The organism is Azospirillum brasilense (assembly GCF_003349955.1).
GTDB classification, from domain to species: Bacteria; Pseudomonadota; Alphaproteobacteria; order Azospirillales; family Azospirillaceae; genus Azospirillum; species Azospirillum brasilense_B.
In genome coordinates this window covers 17,695-38,928 of sequence record NZ_QLKQ01000038.1, presented here as the reverse complement: position 1 = coordinate 38,928, position 21,234 = coordinate 17,695, and the positions used below count along the sequence as shown (strand labels likewise).

Annotated in this window: 22 protein-coding genes and 2 tRNA genes; 12 read left to right on the top strand and 12 right to left on the bottom strand. The window is 67.7% G+C overall.

Going from position 1 to position 21,234, the window contains the following annotated elements; genetic code table 11:
• Positions 1–9: 9 nt before the first annotated feature.
• From DXK32_RS17485 to DXK32_RS17455, 7 genes are all read right to left on the bottom strand, one after another.
• Positions 10–726, bottom strand: a complete 717-nt coding sequence (locus DXK32_RS17485) for an XdhC family protein (RefSeq protein ID WP_114859691.1) — start codon at positions 724–726, stop codon at positions 10–12.
• On the bottom strand, positions 723–1,037 hold the full coding sequence (locus DXK32_RS17480) for an XdhC family protein (protein ID WP_114859690.1): 315 nt from the start codon (positions 1,035–1,037) through the stop codon (positions 723–725). The genes DXK32_RS17485 and DXK32_RS17480 overlap by 4 nt, the downstream gene beginning before the upstream one ends.
• Complete coding sequence (locus tag DXK32_RS17475) at positions 1,034–2,233, bottom strand: vWA domain-containing protein (protein ID WP_114859713.1); 1,200 nt, start codon at positions 2,231–2,233, stop codon at positions 1,034–1,036. The genes DXK32_RS17480 and DXK32_RS17475 overlap by 4 nt, the downstream gene beginning before the upstream one ends.
• An 8-nt stretch (positions 2,234–2,241) precedes the next feature.
• Complete coding sequence (locus DXK32_RS17470; RefSeq protein ID WP_114859689.1) at positions 2,242–3,165, bottom strand: AAA family ATPase; 924 nt, start codon at positions 3,163–3,165, stop codon at positions 2,242–2,244.
• A gap of 167 nt (positions 3,166–3,332) precedes the next feature.
• Positions 3,333–4,127, bottom strand: coding sequence for an FAD binding domain-containing protein (locus DXK32_RS17465; RefSeq protein ID WP_114859688.1), 795 nt, complete (start codon positions 4,125–4,127; stop codon positions 3,333–3,335).
• Between the two features lie 15 nt (positions 4,128–4,142).
• Positions 4,143–6,533: a xanthine dehydrogenase family protein molybdopterin-binding subunit gene (locus DXK32_RS17460; RefSeq protein WP_114859687.1), complete on the bottom strand. Its 2,391-nt coding sequence runs from the start codon at positions 6,531–6,533 to the stop codon at positions 4,143–4,145.
• Positions 6,534–6,568: 35 nt separating this feature from the next.
• On the bottom strand, positions 6,569–7,066 hold the full coding sequence (locus DXK32_RS17455) for a (2Fe-2S)-binding protein (protein ID WP_114859686.1): 498 nt from the start codon (positions 7,064–7,066) through the stop codon (positions 6,569–6,571).
• A gap of 318 nt (positions 7,067–7,384) precedes the next feature.
• On the opposite strand from DXK32_RS17455, the gene DXK32_RS17450 reads away from it, so the two are divergent.
• The 4 genes from DXK32_RS17450 (at position 7,385) to DXK32_RS17435 (ending at position 12,415) form a co-directional block, all read left to right on the top strand.
• Entirely contained in the window at positions 7,385–8,323 is a 939-nt protein-coding gene (locus DXK32_RS17450) for a TAXI family TRAP transporter solute-binding subunit (RefSeq protein WP_114859685.1), read from the top strand.
• Between the two features lie 31 nt (positions 8,324–8,354).
• On the top strand, positions 8,355–10,451 hold the full coding sequence (locus DXK32_RS17445) for a TRAP transporter permease (protein ID WP_114859684.1): 2,097 nt from the start codon (positions 8,355–8,357) through the stop codon (positions 10,449–10,451).
• Positions 10,448–10,828 carry a DUF1850 domain-containing protein gene (locus DXK32_RS17440; protein WP_114859683.1) on the top strand — a complete coding sequence of 127 codons (381 nt, stop codon included), beginning with the start codon at positions 10,448–10,450 and terminating at the stop codon, positions 10,826–10,828. The genes DXK32_RS17445 and DXK32_RS17440 overlap by 4 nt, the downstream gene beginning before the upstream one ends.
• Positions 10,829–10,942: 114 nt before the next feature.
• Positions 10,943–12,415, top strand: a complete 1,473-nt coding sequence (locus DXK32_RS17435) for a sodium:proton antiporter (protein ID WP_114859682.1) — start codon at positions 10,943–10,945, stop codon at positions 12,413–12,415.
• A gap of 54 nt (positions 12,416–12,469) precedes the next feature.
• Here the strand turns inward: DXK32_RS17435 and DXK32_RS17430 are convergent, their stop codons facing one another.
• Positions 12,470–13,294 carry a universal stress protein gene (locus tag DXK32_RS17430; protein ID WP_114859681.1) on the bottom strand — a complete coding sequence of 275 codons (825 nt, stop codon included), beginning with the start codon at positions 13,292–13,294 and terminating at the stop codon, positions 12,470–12,472.
• 80 nt (positions 13,295–13,374) lie between these two features.
• The gene (locus DXK32_RS17425; RefSeq protein WP_114859680.1) at positions 13,375–14,133 is read right to left on the bottom strand and encodes a DUF1194 domain-containing protein; all 759 of its coding nucleotides are present in this window, start codon (positions 14,131–14,133) and stop codon (positions 13,375–13,377) included.
• 127 nt (positions 14,134–14,260) lie between these two features.
• On the opposite strand from DXK32_RS17425, the gene DXK32_RS17420 reads away from it, so the two are divergent.
• From DXK32_RS17420 to DXK32_RS17405, 4 genes are all read left to right on the top strand, one after another.
• On the top strand, positions 14,261–15,412 hold the full coding sequence (locus tag DXK32_RS17420; RefSeq protein WP_205215753.1) for an acetoin utilization protein AcuC: 1,152 nt from the start codon (positions 14,261–14,263) through the stop codon (positions 15,410–15,412).
• A 159-nt stretch (positions 15,413–15,571) separates the two neighbouring features.
• Positions 15,572–16,129 carry a hypothetical protein gene (locus tag DXK32_RS17415; protein ID WP_114859678.1) on the top strand — a complete coding sequence of 186 codons (558 nt, stop codon included), beginning with the start codon at positions 15,572–15,574 and terminating at the stop codon, positions 16,127–16,129.
• Positions 16,126–16,680: a hypothetical protein gene (locus tag DXK32_RS17410; protein ID WP_114859677.1), complete on the top strand. Its 555-nt coding sequence runs from the start codon at positions 16,126–16,128 to the stop codon at positions 16,678–16,680. Before DXK32_RS17415 ends, DXK32_RS17410 begins: the two co-directional genes overlap by 4 nt.
• A gap of 84 nt (positions 16,681–16,764) precedes the next feature.
• Entirely contained in the window at positions 16,765–17,247 is a 483-nt protein-coding gene (locus tag DXK32_RS17405) for a DUF192 domain-containing protein (RefSeq protein WP_114859676.1), read from the top strand.
• A gap of 13 nt (positions 17,248–17,260) precedes the next feature.
• On the opposite strand, the gene DXK32_RS17400 is transcribed toward DXK32_RS17405, so the two are convergent.
• Positions 17,261–17,749, bottom strand: a complete 489-nt coding sequence (locus DXK32_RS17400; protein WP_114859675.1) for a hypothetical protein — start codon at positions 17,747–17,749, stop codon at positions 17,261–17,263.
• A gap of 132 nt (positions 17,750–17,881) precedes the next feature.
• Here DXK32_RS17400 and DXK32_RS17395 point away from each other — a divergent pair.
• The 4 genes from DXK32_RS17395 (at position 17,882) to DXK32_RS17380 (ending at position 19,080) form a co-directional block, all read left to right on the top strand.
• Positions 17,882–17,959 (top strand) — tRNA-Pro (locus tag DXK32_RS17395).
• Between the two features lie 49 nt (positions 17,960–18,008).
• Positions 18,009–18,305, top strand: coding sequence for an ETC complex I subunit (locus DXK32_RS17390; protein WP_014240426.1), 297 nt, complete (start codon positions 18,009–18,011; stop codon positions 18,303–18,305).
• Between the two features lie 10 nt (positions 18,306–18,315).
• Positions 18,316–18,392 (top strand) — tRNA-Arg (locus DXK32_RS17385).
• Between the two features lie 445 nt (positions 18,393–18,837).
• Positions 18,838–19,080 carry a DUF6460 domain-containing protein gene (locus tag DXK32_RS17380; RefSeq protein WP_247877211.1) on the top strand — a complete coding sequence of 81 codons (243 nt, stop codon included), beginning with the start codon at positions 18,838–18,840 and terminating at the stop codon, positions 19,078–19,080.
• A 332-nt stretch (positions 19,081–19,412) separates the two neighbouring features.
• Here DXK32_RS17380 and hisI read toward each other — a convergent pair whose 3' ends face one another.
• Positions 19,413–19,835: a phosphoribosyl-AMP cyclohydrolase gene (gene hisI / locus DXK32_RS17375; RefSeq protein ID WP_114859673.1), complete on the bottom strand. Its 423-nt coding sequence runs from the start codon at positions 19,833–19,835 to the stop codon at positions 19,413–19,415.
• Between the two features lie 31 nt (positions 19,836–19,866).
• On the bottom strand, positions 19,867–21,045 hold the full coding sequence (gene metC / locus DXK32_RS17370) for a cystathionine beta-lyase (RefSeq protein ID WP_114859672.1): 1,179 nt from the start codon (positions 21,043–21,045) through the stop codon (positions 19,867–19,869).
• Positions 21,046–21,234 lie beyond the last annotated feature (189 nt).

Here is a 21,234-nt window from a genome sequence, read left to right as displayed (position 1 = left end):
GAACTCCTGTCAGGCCGCGCCGGCCTTGCGCCGAACGGCGGTGATCTGGGCCATGACCGACAGGGCGATTTCCGCCGGGGTCACGGCGCCGATGTCCAGCCCGACCGGGGCGTGGATGCGCGCCAGCTCCGCGTCGGTCACGCCTTGCTCCTTCAGCCGCTCCAGCCGCTTGGCGTGGGTGCGCTTGCTGCCGAGGGACCCGACGTAGAAGGCCGGGGAGCGCAGCGCCACCAGCAGCGCCGGGTCGTCCAGCTTGGGGTCGTGGGTCAGGGTCACCACGGCGGTGCGGTTGTCGATGGTCAGGGCGGACAGCGCCTCGTCCGGCCAGGACTCGTGCAGGGCGACGCCGGGGAAGCGCGATTCCGTGGCGAAGGAGCCGCGCGGGTCGATCACCGTGACGGCGTAGCCGGTCAGCGCGGCGAGCGGGGCCAGCGCCTGGGCGATGTGCACGGCGCCGACCACCAGCAGCCGCAGCGGCGGGTTGTGGGTCTGGACGAACAGCTGGACGCCGTCCTCATCCTCCTCCAAATCGCTGACGAGGCCGGAACGATCCTGGCGCAGCCTCTCCCGCACCTCCTCCAGCAGGTCGTCCTCCAGCCCGAAGCCGCCATGGATGGCGTCCTCGTAGACCAGCGTTTGCAGACCGGTGCCGAGGTCGGTGACCAGGGCCACGGGGCGCCCGGCCTTGCGGGCGGCCAACAGCCGTTCGGTGATGTCGCGCTTCATTCCACGGCCTCGACATAGACCTGCACCCGGCCGCCGCAGGCCAGCCCGACCTCCCAGGCCATTTCGTTGCTGACTCCGAACGAGATCATCCGGGGCTCGCCATCCTCCATGGTCTTGCGCGCCTCGTGCACCACGGCCCCCTCGATGCAGCCGCCGGAGACCGAGCCGATCATCGAACCGGCATCGTCCACGGCCATCTGGCTGCCCACCGGGCGGGGGGAGGACCCCCAGGTGGCGACCACCGTCGCCAGGGCCACCTTGCGGCCCTCCGCGCGCCAGCCCGCGGCCTGCTCCAGAATATCGTCCCTCATGCGGCCTCCTTCAGCCACTTGCGCAGGCTTTCGGCCCGTCGCGGCCCGTCGCGGTTCAACGCGTCGGCGAGCCCGGCCAGACTGTTCAGATTGTGGACCGGGCGAAAGTCGTCCACATGCGGCAACAAGGCCCGGATACCGCTGGATTTTGGTGCGAACCCCTCCCACCGCAAGAGCGGGTTCAGCCAGACCAGACGGCGGCAGCTCTTGTGCAGCCGTTCGGCCTCCACTGCAAGCCCCTCGCCGGCATCCCGGTCCAGCCCGTCGGTGATGAGCAGGACCACCGCCCCCTGGCCGAGGACCCGCCGCGCCCAGGTCCGGTTGAAGGCGTGCAGCGCCGTGCCGATGCGCGTCCCACCCGACCAGTCCGCCACCGCCGCCGACACGGCGTCCAGCGCCACGTCCACGTCCTTGTGCCGCAGATGGCGGGTGATGTTGGTCAGGCGGGTGCCGAAGACGAAGCTGTGCACCCGGTCGCGGTCGTTGCTGACCGCGTGCATGAAATGCAGCAGCATCCGCGAATAGCGCGTCATGGAGCCGGAGATGTCGCACAGCACGACCAGCGGTGGCGGGCGGGTGCGGCGGCTGCGCCGCGCCAGATCGGCCAGATCGCCGCCGGAGCGCAGCATCCGCCGCAGCGTCGCCCGCGGGTCCACGCGCGACCCCCGCGGGTCGGGGCGGTGGCGGCGAGTCGTCACCTCGGCCACCGGCAGGGCGATGCGGGCAAGCATGCGCTTGGCCTCGGCCATCTCCGCCGCCGACATCTTCTCGAAATCCTTCTGCTGCAACCGTTCCTGGGCCGAAACGGTGAAGGCGGCGTCCACCTCGATTTCAGACTTTTCCGGCCCCTCGGCCTCCGGCGCGGTGCCGCGCAGCGCGTCGGCGACGCGGCGGGACATTGGGTCCTGGGTGTCCGGCGACTCCGTGCGGATGGTCGGCAGCATCAGCCCCATCATCCGCTTCAGGATGTCCGGGTTGCGCCAGAAGACGTGGAAGGCCTGGTCGAAGACCTCGCGCTGGTCGCGCCGATTCACGAAGACGGCGTGCAGCGCCCAGTAGAAGTCCGCCCGGTTGCCGATCCCCACCGCCTCGACGGCTTCCACGGCCTGGAGCAGCTTGCCCGGCCCGACCGGCAGCCCCGCCGCCCGCAGCGCGCGGGCGAAATGCATCAGGTTGATGGCGAGGCCGCCCTGCATGGCCTTGTTCACCGCGCCGTGGAGGCGGCGAGTTCCGTCTTGACCTGGGCCAGGATGCGCGCGGCCTCGCTGCCCTGGATGCGGGCGATGTCGTCCTGGTACTTCAGCAGCGTGCCCAGCGTGTCGTTGATGACCGAGGGCTCAAGCTCCAACTGGTTCAGCTCGACCAGCGCCTGCGCCCAGTCCAGCGTCTCGGCGACGCCCGGCGCCTTGTAGAGGTCCATCCCGCGCAGGCTCTGCACGACGCCGACCACCTGGGCGGCCAGCCGCGCGTCGGCCTCCGGCGCCTTCACCGCCAGGATCGCGCGCTCGCGCTCGGCGTTGGGATAGTCGACCCAGTGGTAGAAACAGCGCCGCTTGAGCGCGTCGTGAATCTCGCGGGTGCGGTTGGAGGTCAGGATGACGATGGGCGGCTCCGGCGCCGCGACGGTGCCGAACTCCGGGATCGAGACCTGGAAGTCGGAGAGGATTTCCAGGAGATAGGCTTCGAACGGCTCGTCGGTGCGGTCCAGCTCGTCGATCAGCAGGACGGGTGCGCCGGCCGGATCGGGCTCCAGCGCTTGCAGCAGCGGGCGTTTGATGAGGAAGCGTTCGGAGAAGAGATCGGCGGCGAGCGCGTCCCGGTCGCGGTCGCCCGACGCCTCGGCCAGCCGGATTTCCATCATCTGCCGGGCGTAGTTCCACTCGTAGACCGCCGCGGCGACGTCGAGCCCCTCGTAGCATTGCAGCCGCAGCAGGCGCCGGCCCAGCGTGGCGGACAGCACCTTGGCGATCTCGGTCTTGCCGACCCCGGCCTCGCCCTCCAGGAACAGCGGACGCCGCAGCTTCAGCGCGAGGTACAGCGCCGTCGCCAGAGAGCGGTCGGCGACGTAGTTTCCCCGCCGCAGCAGGTCCAGCGTGTCATCGACGGAAGCGGGGAGGGTGTTGGGCATGGTGGGCGGAATGCCTTACGGAGGAATGTAACCCTCTCCCCTCTGGGGAGAGGGTGCCCGCGAAGCGGGCGGAGGGGGTTGCGCTTATGAGAAGTCCGGCAAAAGCGCAACCCCCTCACCCTAACCCTCTCCCCGGAGGGGAGAGGGGACTTTAGAGGTTAAGGGCTTTAACCACACGCTTCCACCGCGCGCCGCGCCATCACCCGCACCAGATGGGCGCGGTAGTCGGCGCTGGCGTGGATGTCGGCGTTCAGCCCGGCCGCCGGCACCGACGCGCCGTTCAGGGCATCCGCGCGGAAGTCCTGGGCCAGCGCCGCCTCCATGTCGTCCGCCCGGAAGACCGACGGGCCGGCGCCGGTCACCGCCACGCGGACCTCGCTGCCGAACACGGCCACGAAAACGCCGACGATGGCGTAACGGCTGGCCGGGTTGCGGAACTTGGCGTAGGCGGCCTTGTCGGGCTTCTGGAAATGCACGGCGGTGACGATCTCGCCGGGCTCCAGCGCCGTCTCGAACATGCCGGTGAAGAAGTCGTCGCAGGATATCTCCCGCCGGTCGGTGCGCACCGTGGCCTTCAGCGCGACGACCGCGGCCGGGTAGTCGGCGGAGGGGTCGGCGTTGCAGATCGACCCGCCGAGCGTGCCCATGTTGCGCACCTGCCGGTCGCCGATGCCCTCGGCAAGGCTGGCCAGCGCCGGGATGACGCGTTGCACCGTCTCGGAATGGGCGACCTGGGCGTGGCGGGTGAAGGCGCCGACGGTCAGGCCGCCGGCCTCCTCCCGGATGCCCTGAAGCTCCGGGATCTGGCCGAGGTCGATCAGGTCGCTCGGCCGGGCGAGACGCTGCTTGAGCGTCGGCAGGAGCGTCTGCCCGCCGCCCAGCAGCTTCGGGTCTTCGAACTGGCCGAGCAGGGCGACGGCGTCGGCGACGCTCTTGGGGCGGTGATAGGTGAAGGCGTACATGATGTCTCCTCCCTCTTACTCGGCCGCCTGGGCGGGGGTGTGGCGCCGGATCGCCTGCCAGACCCGTTCCGGGGTCGCCGGCATGTCGAGATGCGTGACGCCGTACTCGGACAGGGCGTGCACCACCGCGTTCATCACGGCGGCCGAGGCGCCGATGGTCCCGGCCTCGCCGCATCCCTTCACGCCCAGCGGGTTGTGCGTGCAGGGCTGGTCCTCATGGTAGCGCACCGTGAAGGACGGCACGTCGTCCGCCCGCGGCATGCAGTAATCCATGTAGGAGCCGGTGATGAGCTGCCCCGACTCCTCGTCGTAGACGCAGTTCTCGTAGAGCGCCTGCCCGATGCCCTGGACCAGCCCGCCATGGACCTGCCCCTCGACGATCAGCGGGTTGATGACGCGCCCGAAATCGTCCACGGCGGCGAAGCTGACCACCTGGACCACACCGGTGTCGGGGTCGATCTCCACCTCGCAGACGTGGCAGCCGTTGGGGTAGGTGAAGTTCTTCGGGTCGTAGAAGGCCTGCTCGTCCAGCCCCGGTTCCAGCTCGTCGAGCGGGAAGTTGTGCGGGACGTAGGCCTGCAGGGCGATGTCGCCGATGGTCAGCGCCTTGTCGGTGCCGGCCACGACGAAGCGCCCGTCCTTCACCTCGATGTCGGCCTCGGCGGCTTCCAGCATGTGGGCGGCGATCTTCTTGGCCTTGCGCTCCACCTTGTCCATCGCCTTGACGATGGCCGACCCGCCGACCGCCAGCGAGCGGGAGCCGTAGGTGCCCATGCCGAAGGGGATCTTGCTGGTGTCGCCGTGGACGATCTCCACATTCTCGATGGGCACGCCGAAGCGCTCGGAGACGAGCTGCGCGAAGGTCGTCTCGTGCCCCTGCCCATGGCTGTGGGAGCCGGTGAAGACCGTCACCGAACCGGTGGGGTGGAAGCGCACCTCCGCCGATTCGTACAATCCGGCCCGCGCGCCCAGCGCGCCCGCGACGTTGCTCGGCGCGATGCCGCAGGCTTCGATGTAGGTGGCGAAACCAATGCCGCGCAGCTTGCCGCGCCGGGCGGATTCTGCCTTGCGCGCCGCGAAGCCGTCGTAATCGACCAGCGGCAGGGCGATGTCGAGATTCTTGGCGAAGTCGCCGGTGTCGTACTGGAGCGCCACCGGGGTCTGGTAGGGCATGGCGCTGGCCGGCACGAAGTTGCGGCGGCGCAGCTCCGCCTTGTCGATTCCCGTCTCGGCGGCGGCGACCTCGACCAGCCGCTCGATCAGGTAGCAGGCCTCCGGACGCCCGGCGCCCCGGTAGGCGTCCACCGGCACCGTGTTGGTGAAGACCGCCTTCACCTCGGCGTAGATCGCCGGGGTCTTGTACTGGCCGGCCAGCAGCGTGGCGTAGAGGTAGGTCGGGATCGACGGCGCGAAAGTCGACAGATAGGCGCCCATGTTGGCGATGGTCGCGACGCGCAGCGCCAGGAAATTGCCGTCCTTGTCCATCGCCAGCTCGGCGTGACTGACATGGTCGCGGCCGTGGGCGTCGGTCAGGAAGCTCTCGGAACGCTCGGCGGTCCATTTCACCGGGCGCCCGACCTTCTTCGCCGCCCAGGTGACGACGGCCTCCTCTCCGTAATGGAAGATCTTGGAGCCGAAGCCCCCGCCGACGTCGGGGGCGACGACGCGCAGCTTGTGCTCCGGGATGCCCAGCACGAAGGCGCCCATCAGCAGGCGGATGACGTGCGGATTCTGGCTGGTGGTGGTCAGCGTGTGCTCGCCGGTCGCCCGGTCGTACTCGCCGAGCGCCGCCCGTGGCTCCATGGCGTTGGGGACGAGGCGCTGGTTGACCAGATCGAGCTTGGCGACATGCGCCGCCTGCGCGAAGGCCGCGTCCACCGCCGCCGCGTCGCCGAGATGCCAGTCGAAGCACAGGTTGCCGCCCACGTCGTCATGGACCAGGGGGGCGCCGCCCTCCAGCGCCTTCAGCGAGGTCACCGCCGCTGGCAGCTCCTCGTAATCGACCATCACCAGTTCGGCGGCGTCCTTGGCCTGCTCGCGCGTTTCGGCGATCACCACCGCGACGGCGTCGCCGACGTAGCGCGCCCGGTCGCGGGCGATCGGGAAGTGCGGCGGCTCCTTCATCGGGGAGCCGTCCTTGGAGTGGATCTGCCAGCCACAGGGCAGGCTGCCGACCTTGTCGGCCTCCATATCGGCGCCGGTCAGCACGGCGATCACGCCGGGGGCCTGCATGGCCTCGGCCGCGTCGATCCCGGTGATGCGGGCGTGGGCGTAGGGGGACCGGACGAAGACCGCGTGGGTCTGGCCGGGCCGGTTGATGTCGTCGGTGTAGGTGCCGCGCCCGGTCAGGAAGCGCGCGTCCTCGCGCCGGCGCACGGAAGCGCCGATGCCGGTGGGGTTCGCCATCTTCGTGTTCCTCCCATGAGAGCCTTTGCCCGTTGTTATTCGGCGGCGGCCTTCATCGTGCCGCCCTGCATCGCCTCGGCCCCGGCCATCACCGCCTTGACGATGTTGTGGTAACCGGTGCAGCGACAGATGTTGCCCTCCAGCCCTTCGCGGACCTCATGCTCGCTGGGGGAGGGGTTGGCGGTCACCAGATCGACGGCGCTCATCACCATGCCCGGCGTGCAGAAGCCGCATTGCAGGCCGTGATGCTCGCGGAAGGCCGCCTGCATCGGGTGCAGCGTACCGTCCGCCGCTGCCAGCCCTTCGATGGTGGTGACCGCGGCGCCGTCGGCCTGGGCCGCCAGCATGGTGCAGGACTTCACCGACCGCCCGTCGATGTGGACGACGCAGGCGCCGCACTGGCTGGTGTCGCAGCCGACATGGGTGCCGGTCAGGCCGAGCTGGTCACGGAGGAAGGTGACCAGCAGGGTCCGCTCCTCCACCTCGCGCGAGACCGTCTTTCCGTTGACGGTCATGGAAACGGTACACGGCATCCGCTGTCCTCCCATTGTTGGTGACGTTCTGTTGCCCCGACCTTCGCGACGCTTCCTTCGACGGCTCTTCCAAATCTGCGGGATAAAGTGTGGTGCAGGACCAACCGGAACAAGGATAGGGGGGCGCCGTCCCATCCGGTCAAGACGCCGTTCGGCCTCCTCCGAAGGGAGAATGCTTGTGCCGAACCGCCGCGTTTCTTTCGGATCCTACGGACTGGCGGACCCACCGCCCACAAGTTAGGATAGCCAACAATCCGACGCAAACCAAAGCGTCTCATGAACGATCCGAGACGGACAGCCTTTTGGGAGGGAAGCAGAATGAAGCGTTTTCTGGCCGCGGTCGGCGTTTGCATGCTCACCGCGCTGCCGGCCCAGGCCGAGCAGTTCGTCACCGTCCTGACCGGCGGCACCAGCGGCGTCTACTACCCGCTGGGCGTGGCGCTGTCGGGCATCTACGGCAAGGCCATCCCGGGGGCGAAGGTCACGGTCCAGGCGACCAAGGCGTCGGTGGAGAACCTGAACCTCCTCCAGTCGGAGCGCGGCGAGATCGCCTTCTCGCTCGGCGACTCGCTGAGCGGCGCCTGGAAGGGCGACGAGGAGGCCGGCTTCAAGAGCAAGCTGACCAAGCTGCGCACCGTCGCCGCCATCTATCCCAACTACATCCAGATCGTCGCCAGCAAGGATTCCGGCGTGAAGACGCTGGCCGACCTGAAGGGCAAGCGCGTCTCGGTCGGTGCGCCGAAGTCGGGAACGGAGCTGAACGCCCGCGCGATCTTCGCCGCCGCCGGGCTGGGCTACAAGGACTTCGCCAAGACCGAGTATCTGCCCTTCGCCGAATCGGTGGACCTGATCAAGAACCGGCAGCTCGACGCGACCCTGATCTCCGCGGGCCTCGGCGTGGCGGCGATCAAGGATCTGGCGACCTCGCAGGACATCACCATCGTGTCGATCCCGGCCGATGTCGTGCAGAAGGTGGGCGACTCCGCCTACATCGCCGAGACCATCCCGGCCAACAGCTACAGCGGCCAGAGCGAGCCGGTGCCGACGGCGGCGGTGCGCAACCTGCTGGTCACCCACGCCGGCGTGTCGGACGACGCGGTCTATGCGATGACCAAGGCGATGTTCGAGAATCTCGACGCCATGGCCGCCGCCCATGCCGCCGCCAAGCAGATCAAGCTGGACGCGGCCACCATCCAGTCGCCGGTGCCGCTGCATCCGGGGGCGGAGAAGTTCTACAAGGAAAAGGGCCTGATGTAAGCGCGCCCCGTCGTCCCGGACCCCCCGTGCGATGAGCGCATCCTCCCAAGACGCGGACAACAAGATCCGCCAGGCCATCGACCGCGAGAATCCCTCGACGGTCGTGGCCTTCGAAGGCGTCGCCGGAAAGGCCGTCTTCGCCATCGCCGTCGCCTTTTCGCTGTTCCAGATCTGGACGGCGGCGTTCAACCCGCTGTCCAGCATGGTCGTCCGCTCGGTCCATGTCGGCTTCCTCCTGCTGATGACCTTCACCCTGTTCGGCTTCCGCTCGCACGGGGAGAGGCGCAGCGTGCCCTGGTACGACTGGCTGCTCGGCCTCGGCGCTTTCGCGCTGGGCTTGTATCACTATGTGTTCGAGGTCGATCTGATCCAGCGGGCCGGCGATCCGAACATGACGGACCTGATCGTCGGCGCGATCACCATCGCGCTGGTGTTCGAGGGCGCCCGGCGCATCATGGGTTGGGCGCTGCCGATCATCTGCGGCGTCTTCATCCCCTACGCGCTGTTCGGGCGGCATCTGCCCTTCGGGCTGGCCCACCGCGGCTACGACATCGATCAGGTCATCGACAACCTGTACCTGTCGACCGAGGGCATCTACGGCACGCCCACCTTCGTCTCCGCGACCTTCATCTTCCTGTTCATCCTGTTCGGCGCCTTCCTGGAGCGCGCCGGCATGATCAAGCTGTTCAACGACGTGTCGCTGGGCCTCGTCGGGTCGGCCAAGGGGGGGCCGGCGAAGGTGGCGGTCATCTCCTCCGGCTTCATGGGGACGATCAACGGCTCGGGCGTGGCGAACGTGTTGACCACCGGCCAGTTCACCATTCCCCTGATGATGCGTTTCGGCTACCGCCCGGCCTTCGCCGGGGCGGTCGAGGCGACGGCCAGCATGGGCGGGCAGCTGATGCCGCCGGTCATGGGGGCCGCCGCCTTCATCATGGCCGAGACCATCGGCGTTCCCTTCAGCGACATCGCCATCGCCGCGGCGATCCCGGCCATTCTCTATTTCGGCAGCGCCTTCTGGATGGTCCATCTGGAGGCGGGGAAGCGCAACCTCGTCGGCTTGCCGAAGGACCAATGCCCCAGCGTGTCCCGCGCGCTGATCGAGGGCTGGTACCTGATCCTGCCGCTGGCGGCGCTGGTCTACCTGCTGTTCTCCGGCTTCACGCCGCTGTTCGCCGGGGTGATCGGCATCGCGTCGACCATCGCGTTGATCCTCGGCACGACAATCGTGGGTTCCATCGGGCCGATGGCCCTGCGCGTCGCCTTCTGGGTCGTGCTGGGCCTCGTTGCCGCGGCGCTGTGGCGGATGGGCTGGCGGACGGAGCATCAGGCCTTCGCCATCGTCGGGCTTCTGGTCATTCCCTGCCTGATCGTAAAAGGTGGGCGGGAGACTCTGGCGATGCTGGTGAACAGCCTCGCCGACGGCGCCAAGAACGCCGTGGGCGTCGGCGTGGCCTGCGCGCTGGTGGGTGTGCTGATCGGCATCCTGACGCTGACCGGGCTGGCCTCCAGCTTTGCCGGAACCATCGTCCAGCTGTCCGGCGGCAACCTTCTGGTCGCGCTGATTCTCACCATGCTGGCCTGCATCCTGCTGGGCACCGGACTGCCGACGACGGCCAACTACATCGTCACCGCGGCCATCGCGGCGCCGGCCCTGCTGCAGATGGGCGTTCCGCTGATCGTCTCCCACATGTTCGTCTTCTACTTCGGCATCATGGCCGACCTGACACCGCCGGTGGCGCTGGCGGCGCTGGCCGCCTCGTCCATCTGTCGGGCCGGGCACATGCAGGTCGGCTTCATCGCCACGCGGATCGCCATGGCCGGCTATGTCGTGCCCTTCATGGCGGTCTATTCCCCCGCGCTGATGCTCCAGACCACCGATCCGCTGGCCGTGGCCTACGTCCTGTTCAAGGCGCTGATCGCCATCGGCCTGTGGGGGGCGGCGACCATCGGCTTCTTCTGGACACCGCTGAAGCTGGCGGAGCGGGTGTTCGCGGCGGCCGGGGCCTTCCTGTTCGTCGTCGCGCTTCCGGTGACGGACGAGATCGGCTTCGCGATGACGGCGGCCTTCCTGCTGTGGCAGCGCCATCGCCTGCGCCGTCTGGGACGGAGCAGCGCCCCGGCATGAGTGTGGCCTTGTGCCTGTCGGCGCTCGGTGGGGCGGTTCTGGCCGCCCTGCCGGGTCCGGCCTTCACCCTCTCCTGGACCCATTCGGTCGAGAAGACCGAATGGCGGGAGGAGTGGCGCATCGAGGATGGGCGCCTTGTCCTGACCGAAGCCCGGGTAAAGGGCAGCGGCGCCGGGATGGAGCCGCCGCAGGGTGCCCGCCTCGCCGATGGCTGGTGGATATGGGTGCCGGCGGTGCCGCCGCTGGAACGGGTGGTCCTGGCCGCTTCCTCCTTCACACCGGACCACACACTGTGCGCGGGCGGAACATGCCGCCCGCTTCACGGCTGGATCGGCGGGCCGGTCCCAAGTCCCCTCGAACTGAAGCCCTGCGGCTGAAGACACGTTTTTCACGCACGGCGGGTAGGGTGATTCCGTGGGGGCGATCCGGCTTGGCTTAGCCCTTTCGGAGACGCATACTTCGGCAACTGATATTACAGATGAATGCGTGTTATGACCGACGCCCAACCCACCCGACACCGCCTCACCCGATCACTGTCCGTGCCCCTGGCCGCTCTGGCAGGCCTCGTTGCCGCTGGACTGCCAGGGGTGGCCCTGGCGGCGGAAGCGGCTGGGGCTCCGCATCTCGACGGGCGCGACCTGAATGTCTTCTGGGTGATTCCCTTCGCCGGGATTCTGCTGTCCATCGCGCTCATGCCGCTGCTGGCGCCATCCTTCTGGCACCATCATTTCGGCAAGGTCGCCGCCGGCTGGGCCGCCGCCTTCCTGTTGCCCTTCGCGCTGACCTTCGGGGCCAGCCTCGCCACCTACGAGCTGCTGCACACCCTGCTGCTCGAATACATCCCCTTCATCGTTCTGCTGACCGCCCTGTTCACGGTGGCCGGAGGCGTGCGGATCTGTGGAACGCTGGTGGGCACGCCACTGGCGAACACGCTGGGGCTCGGGCTGGGCACGCTGCTGGCGAGCCTGATGGGGACGACCGGCGCCTCGATGCTGCTAATCCGCCCGCTGATCCGCGCCAACGAGCACCGGCGGCACAAGGTGCACACCATCGTCTTCTTCATCTTCCTGGTGTCGAACGTCGGCGGTTCCCTGACTCCGCTGGGCGATCCGCCGCTGTTCCTGGGCTTCCTGAAGGGGGTCGGCTTCTTCTGGCCGACTGTGCACCTGTTCTGGCCGATGATGCTGGTGGCTGGCTGCCTGTTGGCGATCTACTTCCTGGTCGACCTCTACCTGCACACCAAGGACCCCGGAAAACACCCGCTGATCGAGGGCGTGCATGAGCGCGAGCCGGTGCGGCTCGAAGGGGCGGTAAACCTGCTCCTGCTCGTCGCCGTGGTCGGCGCGGTGCTGCTCAGCGGCGTCTGGCATCCAGGGGTGGGGGTGGAGATCTACCACATCCATGTTCCGCTGGAGACGATCGTCAGCAACCTGCTGCTTCTCGGCATCACCGGCCTGTCGCTGAAGCTGACCAGCGCGCGCAGCCGGCGCCTGAACGCCTTCACCTGGGGCCCGATTCTGGAGGTGGCGAAGCTTTTCGCCGCGATCTTCCTGACCATCATCCCGGCCATCGCCATCCTGCGGGCGGGCACGGACGGGGCGCTGGGCGCCATCATTGCGGCGGTGAACCAGGACGGCCAGCCGGTTCCGGCGGCCTATTTCTGGGCGGCTGGCCTGCTGTCCAGCTTCCTCGACAACGCGCCGACCTACCTGATCTTCTTCAACACCGCCGGCGGCGACGCGCAGGTGCTGATGACCGACCTCGCCGTGACCCTGGCGGCCATTTCGGCGGGCGCGGTGTTCATGGGCGCCAACACCTACATCGGCAACGCACCAAACTTCATGGTCAAGGCCATCGCGGAGGAGCGCGGCGTGGCGATGCCGAGCTTCTTCGGCTACATGCTGTGGTCCTTCGGCATCCTGGTGCCGCTATTCGTCCTGGTGACCTGGGTGTTCTTCCTCTAGGTCCCCCTCCATAAGCAGGCGGGCCGTGCCGAAGCACCTCCCGCCTGCCAAACCTCAATGGGCCATCAGGACCGGGGTGGTGAGGTTCGACAACACCGTGCGCGTCGCCCCGCCCAGCACCATCTCGCGCAGACGGGAATGGCCGTAGGCACCCATCACCAGCAGATCGCCGCCCAGGCTGCGGTGGCTGTCCAGAATGATCTCCCCGACATCGCCGCCCTGGAAGATGCTGGCCTGATGCTGGCTGCGAACGCCATGGCGCTCCAGCCAGATCATCAGGTCACGGCCGCCATCCAACGCATTGCCCGGCGGGTCGATGGTAACCACCGTGACCCGCCCCGCGGCCGCGAGGAAGGGCATGGCGTTGCGCACGGCGCGCCCGGCTTCCCGCGTGTTCTTCCAGGCCACCACCACGTGACGGCCAATCTCGGTCCGGGGCGGGAAGTTGTGGGGAAGCACCAGGGTCGGGCAGGAACTGGTCAGCGGAAGGCGGTCCGGCACCTGGAGCATCACCCGATCACTGAGATCGTCGCCGTGGCTCTGGCTCACGATGGCGAGGTCGGCATAGGCGGCGCGGGCGGCCAGCAGCTCCACATGGTCCCCTTCGTCAACCGTCCAGGAATAGGAGCAGTCCTTCAGCGCCGACCGGACCTCCTGTTCGATCTGTCCGGCCTTCTCGTGGGCGATGGCCGTGGCCTCGGCGATGTAGGCGTAGGAGGCGGCGCGTCCGGTCACCGCTGGGGGCATCGACACCGGCGTCGCCACGAACAGCACCTCGACAAAGGCGGAGAAGCGCTTGGCAAGACCGACCGCGACCTCAAGCCGCTGGGCGTGGCGGTCGTCGTTCGACATGTGCAGCAGGATCGTCTTGATCGGCATGGGTCTCGCTCGCAGGTTTCGAACCGGATGACCGGCACTCCATAGGTAATGTTTGTTGAACCAATCTGGCAACGATCCGGCTAACGGCTGGCGAGGCCGGTGCGCCCGTCCGCGCCTTGGTCGGGGGTGAGGCCGGAGATTTCCAGAAGCAGCTTGCTCAGGATGGCGTCGGCGAAGGCCTCGAAGCTGACGGCGGGGACCAGGAAGGCGCCGGGTCCGCCAATCACATGCTCCTCGTAATAACCGTCGAGGTTCGTCGGCGCCGCCCCGCCCCAGGGATTGGGCCGATCGTTCAGGATCGGCAGGCCGTTGATGGTGATCCCGGCGGCCACCGCCTCGTCGCGCGCCCATTGCACGGGACGGCCGCGGTTGTTGACCCCGTCGCCCGACACGTCGATGACCCGCCGCGTCCCTTCGAATCCGTTGTCGTTGAACAGGCGGGCGCTGAAGTCGATGGCCGCGCTGATCGACGTCCACTGCGCGCTGAGGGTAGGCGATTCGGCGATGGAAGAGGCGAAGGCCTCGGCGCTGCCCTGGTCGTTCAGCAAGGTCCAGGGCACGGTGATGCGCTGGAAGCTGTCGCCGGCCCATTCGACGTAGGTGACGGCGATGCGGCCATAGGGACCGCCGCGGATCGCCGCCTGGATCTTCGGGTCGGTGAGGGCGGCGACGTAGCCCTCGCGCTGGAGACGGCCTTCCTCCGCGTCGACGCTGCCCGACACGTCCACCGCCAGCACCAGTTCCAGATCGACCGGCGTGTCGGCCCGAGCCGGCGCTCCCGCTCCGCCGGCCACGAGAATCGCGACGGCCACCCCCGCCAGACGCCACGCACCGTCCATGCCGTGTCTCCCCCGCGGATGTTTTCGCCCGTACCCCTCAAGAAAAGAGTTCGTCACGCCGCCGCGACAAGGGGCTTCGTGAACGGGGCGTTGACGGATGGGCGCCGCCGCGCCACCTCTCCACCCCATGCCGACCGATTTTCCGAACGAGTTTCCCGCCCGCCCCCTGTTCCTGGGCAGCGAGATCTACCGGGGCTCCAGCTACGGTGCGAAGCACCCGCTGGCCATCCCGCGGGTGTCCACCGCCATCGACCTCAGCCGCGCCATGGGCTGGCTGCCCGACGCGATCTATCGCGACAGCCCGCTGGCGACGCCGGAGGAACTGCGCCGCTTCCACAGCCCGGACTACATCGCCGCCCTTCACCGCGCCGAGGCCGACCAGCGCGTGGATGCGGAAACCGGGGAGCGCTACAACCTCGGCCGGTTGGAGAATCCGGTCTTTCCCGAGATGTATCGCCGTCCCGCCATCAGCACGGGCGCCGCCATCCTGGCCGGGCGCCTGCTGGCGGGGGGGGGCGCCGGCATCGTCTACAGCCCGGCGAGCGGCACCCACCACGCCCGTCCGGGGCGGGCCAGCGGCTTCTGCTACCTCAACGCCCCGGTGCTGGGCATCCTGGCTTTGCTCGACTCCGGAATCGATCGGGTGCTGTACGTGGATCTCGACGCCCACCATGGCGACGGGGTGGAGGACGCCTTCGCCGACGACGACCGGGTGCTGACCTTGTCAGTGCACGAGGACGGGCGCTGGCCCTTCACCGGCAAGGCGGAGGACCGGCCCGGCGCCCTGGCCTTCAATCTGCCGGTCCCGCCGGGGTTCAACGACACGGAGATGGATCATCTTCTGGAGACGGCGATCCTGCCGCTGGGGCGGGGGTTCCGCCCCCAGGCGCTGGTCATCCAGACCGGGGCCGACGCGCTGGCCGAAGATCCGCTGAGCCGGCTGGAGCTGTCGAACGGCGCGCTGTGGCGGGCGGTGAGGGCGCTGATGGAGCTTGCGCCGCGCCTGATGGTGGTTGGCGGCGGTGGCTACAATCCCTGGTCCGTCGGTCGCTGCTGGGCGGGGATCTGGGCGGTGCTGAACGGCATCGACCCGGCGGTGCCGCCGACGCCGGAGGCGGAGGGCGTGCTGCGGTCGCTCTCCTGGTCGCGCGCCGCCGGGCGCAACCCGCCGGAGCATTGGTTCACCACCCTCGCCGATGCGCCGCGTCCCGGGCCGCTGCGCGAGGAGGTGCGTCGCGTTGCCGCTGCGGCAATTGCGAAGATGGTCCGCTCTGGATAATCTTTGGAAAGTTTTTCATTCACGTATGTCACGCAGTTGACGTATTGGGACGAATCGGCCAGCCTGATTCGCGCGACTCGCGCTGTCCGCAGGCCGATCCGAGCAGCCCCGTCACGCTGGAAACCGGACGTTGGAGAGAAGGAGGGGGGCCGGCCGCCGATGTCCAACACCACCTTGCTCCTGTTGACCATCGCCGCGATGATGCTGGCCGCCGTCCCGGTCGCCATGATGCTGAAGCGTTTCCTCCCCGAATTCCTTCATCGCTCCGCGGGGATCGGCCAGCTCGAGAACCGCATCTACGTCCTTCATTCGGAAATCCACGAGCTTCAGGACCGGGTGAACGGCAAGGTGCAGCGGCGCAACCAAGTGTCCGCCGAGAAGCACCGAGCGGAAACCGAGAACCGCAAGATGGAGCGTGCGATCGCGGAAATCGCCCTCCAGCCGCCGGTGTTTGTGCACGAGGTGGGCGATCCCAAGGCCGGCCTGTCGAAGTTCCTGGTGAACGTCTCCCAGGAGAAGGCCTCGTCCGGCGGCGACAAGTCCCAGGTCAACCCGATCTGGCGCTGCGCCAACGTGGCGGAGGTCTGGGCGTCCAACGCGGAGGAAGCCAGGCAACTCGTGGAAGTGGCGTTCCCCTTCAAGATGGGCTTCACCAAGACGTTCCAGAAGACGCAGGGCCGCCCCAACCCCGGCCGGATCAAGGCGCCCGCATCATGATGATCAATTTCCTCATCATCCTGGGGATCATCGCCATCGGCGCGTGGCTGGGCAACGTTCTGCTGGCGGTCGATGCCCAGATGGCGCAGAGCCGCAGCCGGATGCGCGCCACCAAGGACACCATCGGCAAGCTGGAGGCGACGATCCGCAGGCTCCAGCGCGAGGAGGAGAACCTCGTCAAGGAGATCGACGAGTGCATGGCCGACACGGTCGAGGCGCGCCGCAAGCAGTCGGAGATCCAGCGGCGCCTGTCCGAGGCGCAGACCAAGCAGCGGCCGCAGCTCCTGATTCTGACAGACCGGCGCAATCCGAACGACAGGGAATGGCTGGTGACCGTCGTCAACACCCAGGTCGGCGAGATCGACGCGCTGCACCCGCTGGCCGTCGAATGGGCGCGCGGACGCGACTATCTCGTCTGGGCCGAAAGCGACCGGGAAGCCGGCGAGCGGGCCATCCGCCGCTTCAGCGCCCGCCCCGGCTACCAGATCAAGCAGGTCAAGCCGCTGACCAAGGACATCTACACCACCGCCACCGACCGGACGGCGGCGTAACGCCGCCACGGAGACGCCGCTGGACAGGCGCGCGGCGCGGCGGCATCGTCCAAGCTCTCGAACGTCAAGGATGGGTTGGTCGCGATGATCGGACGGGCTGTGCGTGGCCTTTTGGGCGGGCTTCTGATGGGGGCCGCGATTCTGCTGTCGGTCTTGCCGGCGGCGGCGCTGGAGAGCTTCGCGCGCTCCACCCTGACCGTCGAGACGGCGGGCGGCGGCAAGTACCGTTTCGACATCGAACTGGCGGAAACCCCGGCGCAGCAGGCGCAGGGGCTGATGTTCCGCGAGAGAATGGCCGCCGACGCCGGCATGCTGTTCATCTACGACCGCCCGCAGCCGGCCAGCTTCTGGATGAAGAACACGCTGCTTCCGCTCGACATGATCTTTATCGGGGCGGACGGCCGCATCGTGAACATCCACGCCAACGCCGTGCCGCAGTCGCTGGACGCGGTGAATTCGGCCGGTCCGGTGAAGGGCATCCTGGAGATCAACGGCGGCATGAGCGCGCGCCTGGGAATCCGTCCGGGCGACCGCGTGGCGCATTCGGCCTTCGGCACCGCGAAGTGACGGCGCCGCGCCGCTAGCGGATCTCCCCGGGACACCCGAAGGCGGCCAGGAGGCGCCCGGCCGCCGCCCCGGGGTCCGCGGCGCCGTGCAACACCGCGGCGGCGCGCGGGTGCAGCCACCCACGCAGGGCGCGCCGCAACACCCCGCCGGACGCCGCGGAAGGCTCCTCCAGCACCGCCGTAGGCGTGCCTTGCCGCGCCAGCCGGACGGCGCCAAGGGCGACAAGCCCGGCATCCGATCCCACCCCGATCAGCCCGACCGGCCGCCGCTCGGCGACGATCCGCGCGAGGGCGAGGACCGAACCGGCGGTGTGGCGCTTGGCGAGGTCGATCTGGCCGATGCCAGGGTGCAGCGTCGCCCGCAACGTCCCGCCCCCCATCGGCGCGACCACATCGAGTCCGAAGCCGCGCTGCCGCAAGGCTTCGGCCAGGGCTACGGCCGCCTGGCCGGCGGGCGTGTCGTCCAGCCCGGACACGAAAAGGGCAAGACGGGGAGGGGGCATGGACGGGCTGTTCACGGGGAATGTTCGGCGCGGTCGGGACGGGGCGGCATCATACGGAAGGTCCACCCTGCGGGATAGATGCGGCTGCGTCTTGCCGTCCGCGCGGGGTTCGTGTATTCCACTGCGCGACGTCGGGGCGTAGCGCAGTCTGGTCAGCGCGCCAGTTTTGGGTACTGGAGGCCCCCGGTTCGAATCCGGGCGCCCCGACCAACGAAATTCGAACGATGCACCACGCACGTATCAGAGGAGATGCCGCGTCATGAAGGTCCGGATCTACCAGCCGAGCAAAGCGGCCACTCAGTCCGGGCGTGCCAAGACGCATCGTTGGTTGCTCGAGTACGAGATCGAAACCCCGCGCCGTCCGGAGCCGCTGATGGGCTGGATCAGCTCCGGCGACACGCTGAACCAGGTGCGCATCGGTTTCGAAACCTCGGAGGAGGCGGTCGCCTTCGCCCAGCGCAAGGGCTGGGACTACACGGTCCAGGATGCGCCGGTGCGCCGCGTCCGCCCGCGCAACTACGCGGACAACTTCCGCATGGACCGTCCGCGCTTCTGAGCCGGACCGGGGCCCCATAGCTCAGTTGGATAGAGCAATCGCCTTCTAAGCGATAGGTCGCAGGTTCGAATCCTGCTGGGGTCGCCACCTTCCCCCTCACGTCCGTCCGATCAAGATGGAGCCGCGCGTTCCACCGGTGTCCACCGGCGGAGCGCAAGCCGATTCCCAAACGGTCAACACAGTTATCCCCATATTCCTTTTGTCGTAGGCAAAGGAATCGGTGGGTCGTCGGTTGCGGTACAGCACTGACGATTTGCAGTGTATCCAATGGTTTCGCGTCGCGATGACCATGCCCAATTTGGGGGCATGACGGCAAGCGGTCGTCACTCCAACGGGCTTCGGGACTCATCCACAAAGTTATCCACAGAAAATGGGGATAACCCGTACGCGTTGGCGGGAGGCTGGACCAAGGCGTTCCCATGCGCCGCCGCCATAACCATCTACCGCGAGGAACGGACTCCGTTCCGGTGCCGTTTCACGGGCCGCATGGTCAATCCCACGCCGTTCGGCGTCAGTACGAGGTGATGTCTTGGTGGGTTGGGTCGTCAGAACGCTTCTGTTGTGCTTCGTGGTCGGGCTGGTGATGTCCTTCCTCGACATCAATCCGGCAAGCATCCTGACCAACAGTTGGGCGACGATTCAGGACATCGCCCGGCTCGCCGCGGACATGTTCCATTGGGCGCTGCCCTACATCCTGATCGGAGCGGTGATCGTCGTCCCGCTGTCCGTGATCGGGGCGGTCATGCGCTGGACCCGCACGCGCCACCGCCCGTGACGCAATCCCAGTCTCCACCGCCCGAACAAGAAAAAACCGGAGATCCAGTGGATCTCCGGTTAAGTGAATACAGGGAGGGTTAGAGACAAGGACTGTTTAACTGTTCGGACGACACGCTTCGTTGATCTGCATCAATCGGCGATAATTTTATCGTTCCGCTGCAACCGGACCGGTTTTGACTTTGGACAAAAAAATAGCCGAGGGTTCCATTGGAACCCCCGGCATAGGCGAATACAGGGAGGGTTAGAGACAAGAGCGTTCTACCTCTTCCCGCTCCGGGCTACGTTGACATAGATCAAACACTTTTCGCATTGCAGCGAAGGTTTAGCGTCTTACTTATGCGTGTGTCCGTAGAGAACCGAAGGATCGGTCTCAACGTCCTGAATGATCTCGAGCTTGCCGTCGCGCAGCGCGCGGTAGAAACAACTGCGCCGGCCGGTGTGGCAGGCCACGCCGTCCTGCTCCACGATCACCAGCAGGGTGTCGCCGTCGCAGTCGATGCGGAAATCCTTCAGCCGCTGCATCTGGCCGGAGGTCTCGCCCTTTCGCCACAACCCCTTGCGGGACCGCGACCAGTAGCAGACGCGGCCGGTGCGCAGCGTTTCCAGAACGGCCTCTCGGTTCATCCAGGCCATCATCAGAATCTCGCCGGTCCCTTCGGCCTGGGCGATGGCGGGGACCAGCCCGTCGGCGTTGAAGGCGATGGCGGCGATCACGTCGTCGTACGCCGGCTCGGGCGCAATGGCGTCCGTCATGGTGTCCAGTCCTCGTGTTGGTGCCCGAGTGTTACCGGGCGGCCCTCAGGCGGGTGAAGGCGCCATCCAGATCCCGGATGAGATCGTCCACGTCCTCCAGGCCGGCGTGCAGGCGCAGAACGGTGCCGGGATCGGTCCAGCGCGTCGCCGTACGGACGGCGGCGGGGCGCGTCGGCAGGATCAGGCTCTCGAACCCGCCCCAGCTGTAGCCCAGCCCGAACAGCTCCAGGGAGTTCAGCATGGCCGCCAGGGCCGGCTTCGGCACCGCGTTCATGACCATGGAGAACAGGCCGGAGGAGCGCCCGATGTCACGCTTCCACAGCGCGTGGCCCGGGCAATCGGGGAAGGCCGGATGCAGGATGCGCGTGACTTCGGGCTGCTTCGACAGCCAACCGGCGAGCGCGAGCGCGCTTTCCTCATGCTGCTTCAGGCGGACGGACAGGGTGCGCAGGCCGCGCAGCCCCAAATAGATGTCGTCCGGTCCGGCGCAGGTGCCCGTCCGCGTGGCGGCCTTCTTCACCGCCAGCCAATGCGCCTCGGTGGCGCAGGAGATCACGCCCAGCATCGCGTCGGCGTGACCGACGATGTATTTGGTGGCCGAGTGGATCGACACGTCCACCCCGTGCCGCAGCGGCTGGAAAAAGAGGGGGGTGGCCCAGGTGTTGTCGATCATCACCGTGGCGCCCACGGTCTTGGCCGCCGCGGCGATGGCCGGGACGTCCTGCACCTCGAAGGTCAGGGAGCCCGGCGATTCGAGGAATACCACGCTGGTGTTCGGCTTCAGCAACGCGGTGATTCCGGCGCCGATGGTGGGGTCGAAATACTCGACCTCGACGCCGTAAGGCACCAGAGTGTCGTTGGCGAATCGGCGGGTCGGACCGTAGGCGCTGTCGGTGATCAGCACATGGTCGCCGGCCTTGGTGAAGGCGATCAGCGCCGTGGCGATGGCGTTCAGGCCCGATCCCGTGTTGACCGCGCGATAGGCGCCCTCAAGCTCGGCCACCGCCTGCTCGAAGGCCAGCGTGGTCGGAGTCCCGATGCGCCCGTAGTTGATGCGGTCGAAAGGAGCCTGGTCGCCCGCCTCCAAATCCTCCAGCGTCGGGAAGAGCACGGTCGAACAATGGTAGACCGGCGGATTCACAATTCCGTGATTCTCACGCGGGCTGCGGCCGGCGTGTCCGAGGACCGTATCTTTTCGTGCGTCTTTCATGGGTCTTCCCGCAACAACAGTGACGGTGGTCGTATCCCGACTTTCCAGGATGGACCCGGCCGCCAAAGATTTCTTTTCCCCAAGCCTCTGTAAGGGATAACCAAGCCAAATGCACGGCTTAAGGATGATTCGACAAGCCGGTTGCTGTTGGTGCACTCTTGTCACACGCGCGTGTCCGCCATGCGGGGC